Annotated in this window: 11 protein-coding genes; all 11 read left to right on the top strand. The window is 56.2% G+C overall.

The window, feature by feature from the left end; genetic code table 11:
- The 11 genes from amiB to rnr all read left to right on the top strand — a co-directional run bounded on the left by amiB (position 1) and on the right by rnr (position 12,986).
- Positions 1–1,341, top strand: a complete 1,341-nt coding sequence (gene amiB, locus SPG90_RS17395; RefSeq protein WP_032668030.1) for an N-acetylmuramoyl-L-alanine amidase AmiB — start codon at positions 1–3, stop codon at positions 1,339–1,341.
- A 9-nt stretch (positions 1,342–1,350) separates the two neighbouring features.
- On the top strand, positions 1,351–3,195 hold the full coding sequence (mutL, locus tag SPG90_RS17390) for a DNA mismatch repair endonuclease MutL (protein ID WP_126303723.1): 1,845 nt from the start codon (positions 1,351–1,353) through the stop codon (positions 3,193–3,195).
- Positions 3,188–4,138, top strand: a complete 951-nt coding sequence (miaA, locus tag SPG90_RS17385; RefSeq protein ID WP_045402253.1) for a tRNA (adenosine(37)-N6)-dimethylallyltransferase MiaA — start codon at positions 3,188–3,190, stop codon at positions 4,136–4,138. The genes mutL and miaA overlap by 8 nt, the downstream gene beginning before the upstream one ends.
- A gap of 85 nt (positions 4,139–4,223) precedes the next feature.
- Positions 4,224–4,535, top strand: a complete 312-nt coding sequence (gene hfq, locus SPG90_RS17380) for an RNA chaperone Hfq (RefSeq protein WP_008502919.1) — start codon at positions 4,224–4,226, stop codon at positions 4,533–4,535.
- Positions 4,536–4,609: 74 nt separating this feature from the next.
- Positions 4,610–5,890 (top strand): ribosome rescue GTPase HflX, encoded by a 1,281-nt coding sequence (hflX, locus tag SPG90_RS17375; RefSeq protein WP_023310136.1) that lies wholly within the window; start codon positions 4,610–4,612, stop codon positions 5,888–5,890.
- A 56-nt stretch (positions 5,891–5,946) separates the two neighbouring features.
- Positions 5,947–7,206: an FtsH protease activity modulator HflK gene (gene hflK, locus SPG90_RS17370; protein ID WP_045402256.1), complete on the top strand. Its 1,260-nt coding sequence runs from the start codon at positions 5,947–5,949 to the stop codon at positions 7,204–7,206.
- Between the two features lie 2 nt (positions 7,207–7,208).
- Entirely contained in the window at positions 7,209–8,213 is a 1,005-nt protein-coding gene (gene hflC, locus SPG90_RS17365; protein ID WP_023334250.1) for a protease modulator HflC, read from the top strand.
- A 71-nt stretch (positions 8,214–8,284) separates the two neighbouring features.
- Positions 8,285–8,482: a DUF2065 domain-containing protein gene (locus tag SPG90_RS17360; protein ID WP_003855996.1), complete on the top strand. Its 198-nt coding sequence runs from the start codon at positions 8,285–8,287 to the stop codon at positions 8,480–8,482.
- Between the two features lie 104 nt (positions 8,483–8,586).
- The gene (locus tag SPG90_RS17355; RefSeq protein WP_006178975.1) at positions 8,587–9,885 is read left to right on the top strand and encodes an adenylosuccinate synthase; all 1,299 of its coding nucleotides are present in this window, start codon (positions 8,587–8,589) and stop codon (positions 9,883–9,885) included.
- Positions 9,886–10,077: 192 nt separating this feature from the next.
- Complete coding sequence (nsrR, locus tag SPG90_RS17350; protein WP_126303721.1) at positions 10,078–10,503, top strand: nitric oxide-sensing transcriptional repressor NsrR; 426 nt, start codon at positions 10,078–10,080, stop codon at positions 10,501–10,503.
- A 38-nt stretch (positions 10,504–10,541) separates the two neighbouring features.
- Positions 10,542–12,986, top strand: coding sequence for a ribonuclease R (rnr, locus tag SPG90_RS17345; protein WP_023310140.1), 2,445 nt, complete (start codon positions 10,542–10,544; stop codon positions 12,984–12,986).
- Positions 12,987–13,006 lie beyond the last annotated feature (20 nt).

Below are 13,006 nucleotides of genomic sequence, written 5' to 3'. Positions count from 1 at the left end.
ATGATAAATCGCGTTAAAGGTTGGTTGTTGGCTGCCACCGTGCTGCTGTGCGCGCAGGCCGGGGCGGCAAACCTTTCAGATATTCAGGTATCAAACGGCGAAAGCCAGGCCCGGATCACGTTCAGCTTTATGGGCGATCCTGAATATGCGTTTTCACAGCCAGACAGCCACAGCGTGGCGCTGGATATCAAACAAACTGGCGTGATCCAGGGCCTACCGCTGCGGTTCAGCGGTAACAATCTGGTGAAAAGTATCCGTTCGGGAACGCCGCAGGATAGCCAGTCGTTACGCCTGGTGGTCGATCTGACCGAAAAGGGCAAAACGAAGGCGGTGAAGCAGCAAAACGGGGCGAACTATACGGTGGTGTTTACCATCAATGCCGACGCGCCGCCACCGCCTCCACCGCCGCCGGTCGTAGCGAAGCGCGTGGAAGAACCGGTGTATACGCCGCGTCCTTCTGAACCTGCACGTAATCCGTTTAAATCGCAGAACGACCGCATTACCGCGGCAACCAGCAGCAATACGGTGACGCGTCCGGTGGCCAGCGCGCGACGCGCGACGGTCAGCGGTGACAAAGTGATTATCGCCATTGATGCGGGTCACGGCGGGGAAGATCCGGGGGCGATTGGCCCTGGCGGCACGCGAGAAAAAAACGTGACTATCGCTATCGCGCGTAAACTGCGTTCGCTGCTCAATGACGACCCTATGTTTAAAGGCGTGTTGACCCGCGACGGGGACTACTTTATCTCCGTAATGGGACGCTCGGACGTGGCGCGTAAGCAAAACGCGAACTTCCTGGTCTCCATTCATGCGGACGCCGCACCGAATCGTAGCGCGACCGGCGCCTCGGTTTGGGTGCTGTCGAACCGTCGCGCTAACAGCGAAATGGCCAACTGGCTGGAAGAGCATGAGAAGCAGTCTGAACTGTTAGGCGGCGCGGGCGACGTGCTGGCGAACAGCCAGTCCGATCCGTACCTCAGCCAGGCGGTGCTGGATTTACAGTTCGGTCATTCTCAGCGCGTCGGGTATGATGTCGCCACTAACGTATTGAACCAGCTGCAAAGCGTTGGCGTGCTGCATAAACGCCGTCCGGAACATGCCAGCCTCGGCGTTCTGCGCTCGCCAGATATCCCGTCCATCCTTGTGGAGACGGGCTTTATCAGTAACAACGGTGAAGAGCGTCTGTTGGGAAGCGACAGTTACCAGCAGCAAATTGCCGAAGCGATTTATAACGGTTTACGCAAATATTTTGAGGCGCATCCTCTGCAGTCTGCGCCACAGAGCGGCTCTGCCCAGACGGCCAGCGCAGCGCTGCCGGGTGAGATGACCGCGACCAACTAAGGAGAATTCATGCCGATTCAGGTTCTACCGCCGCAGCTCGCGAACCAAATCGCCGCCGGTGAGGTGGTGGAACGCCCTGCGTCGGTGGTGAAGGAGCTGGTGGAAAACAGCCTCGATGCGGGCGCAACCCGCATCGATATTGATATCGAACGCGGTGGCGCGAAGCTTATCCGCATTCGCGACAACGGCTGTGGCATTAAAAAAGAGGAGCTGGCGCTGGCGCTGGCTCGTCACGCCACCAGTAAAATCGCCTCTCTGGACGATCTGGAAGCGATTATTAGCCTCGGTTTTCGCGGCGAAGCGCTGGCCAGTATCAGCTCCGTTTCGCGCTTAACGCTGACCTCCCGTACCGCTGAACAGCAGGAAGCCTGGCAGGCTTACGCCGAAGGGCGCGATATGGATGTGACGGTCAAACCCGCGGCGCACCCTGTCGGCACGACGCTGGAAGTCCTGGATCTGTTCTACAACACCCCCGCCCGACGCAAGTTTATGCGTACCGAGAAGACCGAGTTCGGCCATATCGACGAGATCATTCGCCGTATTGCGCTGGCCCGTTTCGATGTCACCATTAATCTCAGCCATAACGGCAAGGTGATGCGCCAGTACCGTGCGGTGGCTGAAGGCGGACAGAAAGAGCGTCGTTTGGGGGCGATCTGCGGTACGCCGTTCCTGGAACAGGCTCTGGCCATTGAGTGGCAGCACGGCGATCTGGCTTTACGCGGCTGGGTTGCCGATCCAAATGCGAGCAGTGCTGCGTTCTCTGAAATTCAGTATTGCTACGTGAACGGCCGCATGATGCGCGACCGTCTCATCAATCACGCGATTCGCCAGGCCTGCGAAGACAAACTCGGGGCCGATCAGCAGCCTGCTTTCGTCCTTTATCTGGAAATCGATCCCCATCAGGTGGATGTGAACGTTCATCCTGCCAAGCATGAGGTGCGGTTCCACCAGTCGCGTCTGGTTCACGACTTCATTTATCAGGGCGTGGCCGCCGTGTTGCAGCAGCAGGCAGAGCCAACGCTGCCGCTGGAGAACGACGCCCCTGCACCGCGTCCGCTGCCGGAAAACCGTGTCGCGGCAGGCCGCAACCATTTTGCGGAGCCTGCCGTCGCGCGTGAACCTGAGGCCCCGCGTTTCTCCCCGGCAGGGAGCGCACCGCGGCCAACGGGCGCGAACTACCCGAATGCACAGCCTGGCTATCAGAAGCAGCAGGGCGCGTTGTACCGCAAGCTGCTGGAAACACCTGCCGTGGAGCGTAAAGAGCACATTCCGCCCGCTCAGCCTTCTCTGGACGGCCATAGCCAGAGTTTTGGCCGGGTGCTGACGATTATCGCGCCGGATATGGCGCTGCTTGAACGTGACGGCAAACTGATGCTTCTGGCATTGCCGGTCGCCGAACGCTGGCTCAAGCAGGTGCAGCTTACGCCAGGCGAAAATGCAGCCTGCGCGCAGCCGCTCTTAATTCCGGTTCGGCTGAAAATATCCCCTGATGAAACAAGGGTATTGCAGCGCGCAGAGCCGCAGCTGGCGCAAATGGGTATTGAAACTGTGCTCGAACCACAACATGTGACAATTCGTGCAGTGCCTTTACCCTTACGCCAACAAAATTTACAAAACTTGATTCCTGAACTGATAGGCTACCTGGCGCAGCAAACATCGTTTGATGCCGCCAACACCGCGCAGTGGATCGCCCGCCATCTGGCAAGCGAACACGCGCCGTGGAGCATGGCACAGGCTATCAGCGTGCTGGCTGAGGTTGAACGCCTCTGTCCGCATCTGGTGAAAACGCCGCCGGGTGGGTTATTACAACCTGTTGATTTACAAACGGCGATGAACGCCCTGAAACATGATTGACGCAAGTAAGGCGAGCCTGCCTAAGGCAATTTTTTTAATGGGCCCAACGGCCTCCGGCAAAACGGCGCTAGCCATTGAGTTGCGTAAAGTTTTGCCTGTAGAGTTGATTAGCGTCGACTCCGCCCTCATCTACCGAGGGATGGACATCGGCACGGCGAAGCCTGACGCAGAAGAGCTGCGTGCGGCACCGCACCGTTTGCTGGATATTCTTGACCCGTCTCAGGCCTATTCCGCAGCGGATTTCCGCCGGGATGCCTTAGCCGAGATGGCCGAGATAACGGCGGCGGGACGTATACCGCTGTTGGTTGGCGGAACCATGCTCTATTTCAAGGCGTTGCTGGAGGGGTTGTCACCTCTGCCATCCGCGGATCCGGAAATAAGAGCGAAAATTGAGCAGCAGGCGGCAGAGCAGGGTTGGGACGTTTTGCATCAGCAACTGGCGGAGATTGACCCGGTTGCAGCAGCACGGATCCATCCAAATGATCCGCAAAGGCTTTCCCGGGCACTGGAAGTTTTTTTCATTTCGGGTAAAACTTTAACGGAACTGACGCAAACGTCAGGAGACGCTCTGCCGTATCAGGTGCATCAGTTCGCCATCGCCCCGGCGAGCCGTGAACTGCTCCATCAGCGAATTGAGCAGCGTTTTCATCAGATGTTAGCTTCAGATTTTGAAGCAGAAGTGCGGGCGCTATTTGCCCGTGGAGATTTGCATACGGACATGCCTTCCATTCGTTGTGTGGGATACCGCCAGATGTGGTCGTATCTTGAAGGTGAGATTTCATACGATGAAATGGTTTATAGAGGTGTTTGCGCCACGAGACAGTTAGCGAAGCGCCAGATCACCTGGTTGCGCGGTTGGGAGGGTGTTCACTGGTTAGACAGTGAAAAACCGCAACAGGCGTTAAACGAAGTGATTGAGGTTGTTGGTGATATCGCTCACTGAATGTGTACAATTGAGACGTATCGTGCGCAATTTTTCAGAATCGCAAGGTTCTAAGTACAAAACAAGCATATAAGGAAAAGATAGAATGGCTAAGGGGCAATCTTTACAAGATCCGTTCCTGAACGCATTGCGTCGGGAACGTGTTCCAGTTTCTATTTATTTGGTGAATGGTATTAAGCTGCAAGGTCAGATTGAGTCTTTCGATCAGTTTGTGATTCTGTTGAAAAACACGGTCAGTCAGATGGTCTACAAGCACGCTATTTCTACTGTTGTTCCGTCCCGTCCGGTATCTCATCACAGCAATAACGCTGGCGGCGGCACTGGTAGTAACTACCATCATGGCAGCAACGCGCAGGGTTCTTCAACGCCGGCGCAGGACAGCGACGAGACCGAATAAGGTTTCGCACTGTTATCCACACGGGGAGCCAGGGATCCTGCGTTCCCCGCTGATCTTTTTAGAGAGGTTTACGCTTGTTTGACCGTTATGATGCCGGTGAGCAGGCGGTGCTGGTACACATCTATTTTTCGCAAGACAAAGATATGGAAGACCTCCAGGAGTTTGAATCTCTGGTCTCTTCCGCCGGTGTCGAAGCAATGCAGGTGATTACCGGTAGCCGTAAAGCGCCGCACCCAAAGTATTTTGTTGGTGAAGGTAAAGCAGTCGAAATTGCGGATGCCGTAAAAGCAACCGGCGCGTCAGTCGTGTTGTTTGATCATGCGCTGTCTCCAGCCCAGGAGCGCAACCTGGAAGCCCTTTGCGAATGCCGTGTTATCGATCGCACGGGTTTGATTTTAGATATTTTTGCTCAGCGTGCACGTACCCACGAAGGGAAACTGCAGGTTGAGCTGGCGCAGCTGCGCCATCTGGCAACGCGTCTGGTGCGTGGCTGGACACACCTTGAAAGACAAAAAGGCGGGATTGGTTTGCGCGGCCCGGGTGAAACCCAGCTGGAAACCGACCGTCGTTTGCTGCGTGGCCGAATTACCCAGATCCTTTCACGTCTGGAACGTGTAGAGAAACAGCGCGAACAGGGGCGTCGGGCGCGAACCAAAGCCGACATCCCGACGGTGTCGCTGGTGGGCTATACCAACGCCGGTAAATCCACCCTGTTTAACCAGATAACCGAGGCCCAGGTTTATGCCGCAGACCAGCTGTTTGCGACCCTGGACCCTACGCTGCGCCGTATTGACGTTGCAGACGTCGGTGAAACGGTGCTGGCGGATACCGTAGGGTTTATCCGCCACCTGCCGCATGACCTGGTGGCGGCGTTTAAAGCCACCCTGCAGGAGACGCGACAGGCGACTCTGCTGCTGCACGTGATTGATGCGGCAGACGTGCGCGTGCAGGAGAACATCGACGCGGTGAACGTGGTGCTCGAAGAGATCGACGCCCACGAGATCCCAACGCTGTTGGTCATGAATAAGATCGATATGCTGGACGATTTCGAACCGCGTATCGACAGAGATGAAGAAAACAAACCGATTCGGGTCTGGCTTTCTGCCCAGACCGGTATTGGTGTGCCACTGCTTTTCCAGGCTTTGACAGAACGTCTTTCCGGTGAGGTAGCTCAGCACACGCTGCGACTGCCGCCACAGGAAGGCAGGCTGCGCAGCCGGTTTTATCAGCTTCAGGCGATAGAAAAAGAGTGGATGGAGGATGACGGCAGCGTGGGGATGCAGGTGCGTATGCCGATCGTTGACTGGCGTCGCCTCTGTAAACAAGAACCTGCGCTGGTCGACTATATCGTCTGATCAGAAAGGGGATGCCTGAATAATTCGCCCTTGCATAACAAATATGGAGCATATACATGGCGTGGAATCAGCCCGGTAATAACGGACAAGACCGCGACCCGTGGGGAAGCAGCAAACCTGGCGGCAACTCTGAGGGAAATGGCAACAAAGGTGGTCGCGAGCAGGGGCCGCCGGATCTGGATGATATCTTCCGCAAACTGAGCAAGAAGCTTGGTGGCCTTGGCGGAGGAAAAGGTTCTGGCTCGGGTGGCAACTCCACTCAGAGTTCGCGCCCGCCAATGGGTGGCCGCGTAGTGGGCATCGTGGCCGCTGCGGTAGTCATCATCTGGGCAGCCAGCGGGTTCTACACCATTAAAGAAGCAGAACGCGGCGTAGTCACCCGTTTCGGTAAGTTCAGCCATCTGGTTGAGCCGGGTCTGAACTGGAAGCCAACCTTCATTGATGACGTGACCGCGGTAAACGTGGAATCGGTCCGTGAACTGGCCGCCTCCGGCGTGATGCTGACCTCTGACGAAAACGTGGTGCGCGTTGAGATGAACGTGCAGTACCGCGTGACCGATCCTGAGCGTTACCTGTTTAGCGTGACCAGCGCCGATGACAGCCTGCGTCAGGCGACTGACAGCGCCCTGCGTGGTGTCATCGGAAAATACACCATGGACCGTATCCTGACCGAAGGTCGTACCGTTATTCGTAGCGATACCCAGCGCGAGCTGGAAGAGACCATTCGTCCGTACAACATGGGGATTACCCTGCTGGACGTCAACTTCCAGGCTGCGCGTCCGCCGGAAGAGGTGAAAGCCGCATTTGACGATGCGATTGCTGCCCGTGAAAACGAACAGCAGTACATCCGTGAAGCAGAAGCGTACACCAACGAAGTTCAGCCACGCGCTAACGGTCAGGCGCAGCGTATTCTGGAAGAAGCGCGCGCGTATAAAACGCAGACCATCCTGGAAGCTCAGGGTGAAGTGGCCCGCTTCGCGAAGATCCTGCCGGAATATAAAGCGGCACCGGAAATTACCCGTGAGCGTCTCTATATCGAGACCATGGAAAAAGTGCTGAGCCACACCCGCAAAGTGTTGGTTAACGACAACAAAGGCGGAAACCTGATGGTTCTGCCGCTGGATCAGATGCTGAAAGGCGGTTCTGCACCAGCAGCGAAAGGCGACACCAGCGGCGCGAACAATCTGCTGCGTTTGCCGCCAGCCTCAACAGGCAGCGCCAGCACGAACACAACGCCTTCTTCGAACGATGGTGACATTATGGACCAACGCCGTGCTAACGCGCAGCGTAACGACTACCAGCGTCAGGGGGAATAAGGATGCGTAAGTCAGTTATTGCGATCATCGTCATCGTACTGGTCGCGCTTTATACCTCGATTTTTGTGGTGAAAGAAGGCGAGCGTGGGATTAAGTTCCAGTTCAGCAGCGTCGTGCGTGATGGCGACAAACGCCCGGTGATTTACGAGCCGGGTCTGCACTTCAAGGTGCCGTTCATTCAGTCCGTGAAAACGCTGGATGCACGTATCCAGACCATGGATAACCAGGCCGACCGTTTCGTGACCAAAGAGAAGAAAGACCTGATCGTTGATTCCTATATCAAATGGCGCATCAGCGATTTCAGCCGTTACTTCCTGGCAACGGGCGGCGGCGACGTTTCTCAGGCAGAAGTGCTGCTGAAACGTAAGTTCTCTGACCGTCTGCGTTCCGAGATTGGTCGTCTGGATGTGAAAGACATCGTGACCGACTCCCGTGGTCGTCTGACCCTGGAAGTTCGCGATGCGCTGAACTCCGGTACAGCGGGCACTGAAGATGAAGTTTCAACGCCGGCAGCAGATGATGCGATTGCCAAAGCGGCTGAACGCGTTCAGGCGGAGACCAATGGTAAAGTGCCGGTGATCAACCCGAACAGTATGGCTGCGCTGGGTATCGAAGTGGTTGACGTGCGTATCAAGCAGATCAACCTGCCGGTGGAAGTGTCCGAGGCGATTTACAACCGTATGCGCGCCGAGCGTGAAGCGGTAGCCCGTCGTCACCGTTCACAGGGCCAGGAAGAGGCTGAGAAGCTGCGTGCAGCAGCGGACTATGAAGTCACCAAGACGCTGGCGGAATCTGAGCGTCAGGGCCGTATCCTGCGCGGTGAAGGCGATGCCGAAGCGGCGAAGCTGTTTGCTGATGCCTTCAGCCAGGATCCTGACTTCTACGCCTTTATCCGTAGCCTGCGCGCTTACGAGAATAGCTTCCAGAGCAACCAGGACGTGATGGTTCTCAGCCCGGACAGCGATTTCTTCCGTTATATGAAGACGCCGACTAACGCAACGCGATAAACTCAGGCTCGTTTGAGTATTCAAACCACCGCTCTCAACGGAGCGGTGGTTTTCTTTTATAAGGAATAAAAATGAATTCAACGATCTGGCTCGCACTGGCCCTGGTCCTGGTGCTGGAAGGTCTTGGACCGATGCTTTATCCGCGTGCCTGGCGCCGAATGATCGCCACTATGAGCCAGCTGCCGGATAATATTTTGCGTCGTTTTGGCGGCGGTCTTGTGGTTGCGGGCATCGTGATCTACTACATGTTGAGGAAAACGATTGGCTGATCAAAAAATAGGCACAATTGGCGTATTTTGAGGTCAAAAAGTGCTGTATATCTGAAAAAGCGATGGTAGAATCCATTTTTAAGCAAACGGTGATTTTGAAAAAAATGGGTAACAACGTCGTCGTACTGGGCACCCAATGGGGTGACGAAGGTAAAGGGAAGATTGTTGATCTTCTGACTGAACGGGCTAAATATGTTGTACGCTACCAGGGCGGTCACAACGCAGGCCATACTCTCGTAATCAACGGTGAAAAAACCGTCCTCCATCTTATTCCATCAGGCATTCTTCGCGAAAACGTCACCAGCATCATCGGTAACGGCGTTGTGCTGTCTCCTGCTGCGCTGATGAAAGAGATGAAAGGTCTGGAAGACCGTGGTATCCCTGTTCGTGAGCGTCTGCTGCTCTCCGAAGCCTGCCCGCTGATTCTGGACTATCACGTGGCGCTGGACGTAGCGCGTGAGAAAGCGCGCGGCGCGAAAGCGATCGGCACCACCGGTCGTGGTATCGGCCCGGCTTACGAAGATAAAGTTGCACGTCGCGGTCTGCGCGTGGGCGACCTCTTCGACAAAGCAACCTTCGCTGAAAAACTGAAAGAAGTGATGGAATATCACAACTTCCAGCTGGTGAACTTCTACAAAGCTGACGCTGTTGACTACCAGAAAGTGCTGGATGACGTCATGGCGATCGCTGACATTCTGACCGGTATGGTTGTTGATGTGTCCGATCTGCTGGACCAGGCGCGCAAGCGTGGCGATTTCGTCATGTTCGAAGGTGCGCAGGGTACGCTGCTGGACATCGACCACGGTACCTATCCGTACGTCACCTCCTCTAACACCACCGCGGGTGGCGTGGCGACCGGCTCTGGCCTGGGGCCACGTTATGTGGATTACGTACTGGGCATCATCAAAGCGTACTCCACTCGCGTGGGTGCGGGTCCATTCCCGACCGAACTGTTTGATGAAACCGGCGAGTTCCTGTGCAAGCAGGGTAACGAGTTTGGCGCGACCACCGGTCGCCGTCGTCGTACCGGCTGGCTGGATGCGGTTGCCGTGCGTCGTGCAGTGCAGATCAACTCCCTGTCTGGCTTCTGCCTGACCAAGCTTGACGTACTGGACGGCCTGAAAGAAGTGAAAATCTGCGTCGGCTACCGTATGCCAGATGGCCGCGAAGTGACCACCACTCCGCTGGCTGCTGACGACTGGGAAGGCATTGAGCCAATCTACGAAACCATGCCGGGCTGGTCTGAGACCACCTTCGGTGTGAAAGAGCGTAGCGGCCTGCCGCAGGCGGCGCTGGATTACATCAAGCGCATTGAAGAACTGACCGAAGTGCCGATCGATATTATTTCTACCGGCCCGGACCGTACTGAAACGATGATTCTGCGCGATCCGTTCGACGCATAATCTTCGTGACTGCTGGCCTGCGGGGAGACCCGTAGGCCGGATAAGCGTAGCGCCATCCGGCGACCGCTCTTGGATCTCCGCTTTTTCGCCCCGTCTGTCAAATAAATTAGCCGCTAACTATCTGGCTGGTTTATCATCATTAATGAATATCTCTGCGGTTTGTCCGCGATTTCCCTTTTTCCTGAGGTTGATGTGCAGTTAACAAGTTTCACCGATTACGGCTTACGTGCGCTGATTTACATGGCGTCGTTACCCGATGGGAAGATGACCAATATCTCTGAAGTTACAGAGGTCTACGGCGTATCCCGTAATCATATGGTCAAAATAATCAATCAACTTAGTCGTGCCGGATACGTTGCTGCCGTCCGCGGGAAGAATGGTGGGATCCGTCTCGGTAAACCGGCACAGAGTATTCGTGTTGGCGATGTGGTACGTGAACTGGAGCCGCTGTCTCTGGTGAACTGCAGCAGCGAGTTCTGCCACATCACGCCCGCTTGCCGCCTGAAAAAGGCGCTTTCAAAGGCCGTGCAAAGTTTTCTCATGGAACTGGATAACTACACGCTGGCCGATTTGGTTGAAGAGAATCAACCGCTTTATAAATTATTGCTGGTGGAATGAAGAAAATTTCCACCGGAGCTGACAACGGAGGAACCGACATGTCACATGATCCTTTCCAGGAACGCGAAGCCGAAAAATACGCGAATCCTATTCCCAGCCGCGAGTTCATCATTGAACACTTAACAAAACGCGAAAAACCCGCCAATCGTGAAGAACTTGCTGTTGAATTAAACATTGAAGGTGAAGAGCAAATTGAAGCCCTTCGCCGCCGCCTGCGCGCGATGGAGCGCGACGGGCAACTGGTCTTTACCCGCCGCCAGTGCTACGCGCTGCCAGAACGTCTCGATCTGCTGAAAGGGACCGTCATTGGTCACCGCGATGGCTTCGGCTTCCTGCGCGTGGAAGGCCGTAAAGACGATCTGTACCTCTCATCTGAGCAGATGAAGATGTGTATCCACGGCGATCAGATCCTGGCGCAGCCGCTGGGAGCTGACCGTAAAGGCCGCCGCGAAGCGCGCGTGGTACGCGTTCTGGTGCCCAAAACCAGCCAGATCGTCGGCCGCTACTTTACCGACGCCGGCGTGGGCTTCGTGGTGCCGGACGACAGCCGTCTGAGCTTCGACATTTTGATCCCACCTGAAGAGGTGATGGGGGCCCGCATGGGCTTTGTGGTGGTGGTGGAACTCACCCAGCGCCCAACCCGTCGCACCAAAGCGGTAGGTAAAATCGTCGAAGTACTGGGCGATAACATGGGCACCACGATGGCCGTTGATATGGCATTGCGCACCCATGAAATTCCGTACATCTGGCCGAAAGCGGTTGAAGATCAGATCGAAAGCCTGCGCGAAGAAGTGCCGGAAGAGTCCAAAGTGGGCCGCGTGGATCTGCGCTCCCTGCCGCTGGTCACTATTGATGGCGAAGACGCCCGCGACTTTGATGACGCCGTATACTGTGAGAAAAAACGCGGCGGTGGCTGGCGCCTGTGGGTCGCTATTGCAGACGTAAGCTATTACGTCCGTCCGCACACCCCGCTGGATAACGAAGCCCGCAGCCGCGGTACGTCGGTCTACTTCCCGTCCCAGGTCGTGCCGATGCTGCCGGAAGTGCTGTCTAACGGCCTGTGCTCCCTGAACCCGCAGGTTGACCGCCTCTGTATGGTTTGCGAGATGACCATCTCCACCAAAGGGCGCTTAACCGGCTACAAGTTCTACGAAGCGGTGATGAGCTCGCACGCGCGTCTGACCTATACCAAGGTCTGGCATATGCTGCAGGGCGACCAGGATCTGCGCGAACAGTACGCGCCGCTGGTCAAACATATCGAAGAGCTGCATAACCTCTACAAAACGCTGGATCAGGCGCGCGAAGAGCGCGGCGGGATCTCGTTTGAGAGCGAAGAAGCGAAATTCATCTTCAACGCCGAACGCCGCATTGAGCGTATCGAGCAGACCCAGCGTAACGACGCGCACAAGCTGATCGAAGAGTGTATGATCCTGGCGAATATCTCGGCGGCACGTTTCGTCGAGAAAGCCAAAGAGCCAGCGCTGTTCCGTATTCACGATAAGCCGACCACGGAAGCCATTACGTCGTTCCGCTCCGTGCTGGCTGAACTGGGTCTGGAACTGCCTGGAGGCAACAAGCCAGAGCCGCGCGATTACGCCGAGCTGCTGGAGTCCATTGGCGACCGTCCTGACGCAGAAATGCTGCAGACTATGCTGCTGCGCTCCATGAAGCAGGCGATTTACGATCCGGAAAACCGCGGACACTTCGGCCTGGCGCTGCAGTCTTACGCCCACTTCACCTCGCCGATCCGTCGTTATCCTGACCTCTCTCTACACCGTGCGATCAAGTATCTGCTGGCGCAGGAGCAGGGCCATAAAGGGAACACCACCGAAACCGGTGGCTACCACTATTCGATGGAAGAGATGCTGCAGCTGGGTCAGCACTGCTCCATGGCCGAACGTCGTGCCGATGAAGCAACACGCGACGTGGCGGACTGGCTGAAGTGTGACTTTATGCTCGATCAGGTCGGTAACGTCTTCAAAGGCGTGATTGCCAGCGTGACCGGCTTTGGTTTCTTCGTTCGTCTGGACGAGCTGTTCATCGACGGTCTGGTGCACGTCTCCAGCCTGGATAACGACTACTACCGCTTCGACCAGGTCGGCCAGCGCCTGATTGGCGAATCTGGCGGCCAGACGTATCGTCTGGGCGACCGTGTGGAAGTGAAGGTCGAAGCCGTGAATATGGACGACCGTAAGATCGACTTCAGCCTGATCTCCAGCGAGCGCGCGCCGCGTAACGTCGGTAAAACCGAGCGTGAAAGGGCGAAAAAAACCGGTAACGGTAAACCGGGCGGCGGTAAACGTCGTCAGGCGGGCAAGAAGGTAAACTTCGAGCCGGACAGCGCGTTCCGCGGCGAGAAGAAACAGAAGCCGAAGGCGGCGAAGAAAGAAGCCCGCTCAGCGAAAAAGCCTTCCGCGAAAACGCAGAAAATCGCTGCCGCCACCAAAGCGAAGCGCGCGGCCAAGAAAAAGCAGGCGGAGTAAATTCTCCCCTCAACCTGACC

The sequence above is a fragment of the Enterobacter sp. D2 genome (assembly GCF_034427575.1).
Lineage (GTDB): Bacteria > Pseudomonadota > Gammaproteobacteria > Enterobacterales > Enterobacteriaceae > Enterobacter > Enterobacter cloacae_M.
This window is presented reverse-complemented; position numbering and strand designations above follow the sequence as displayed.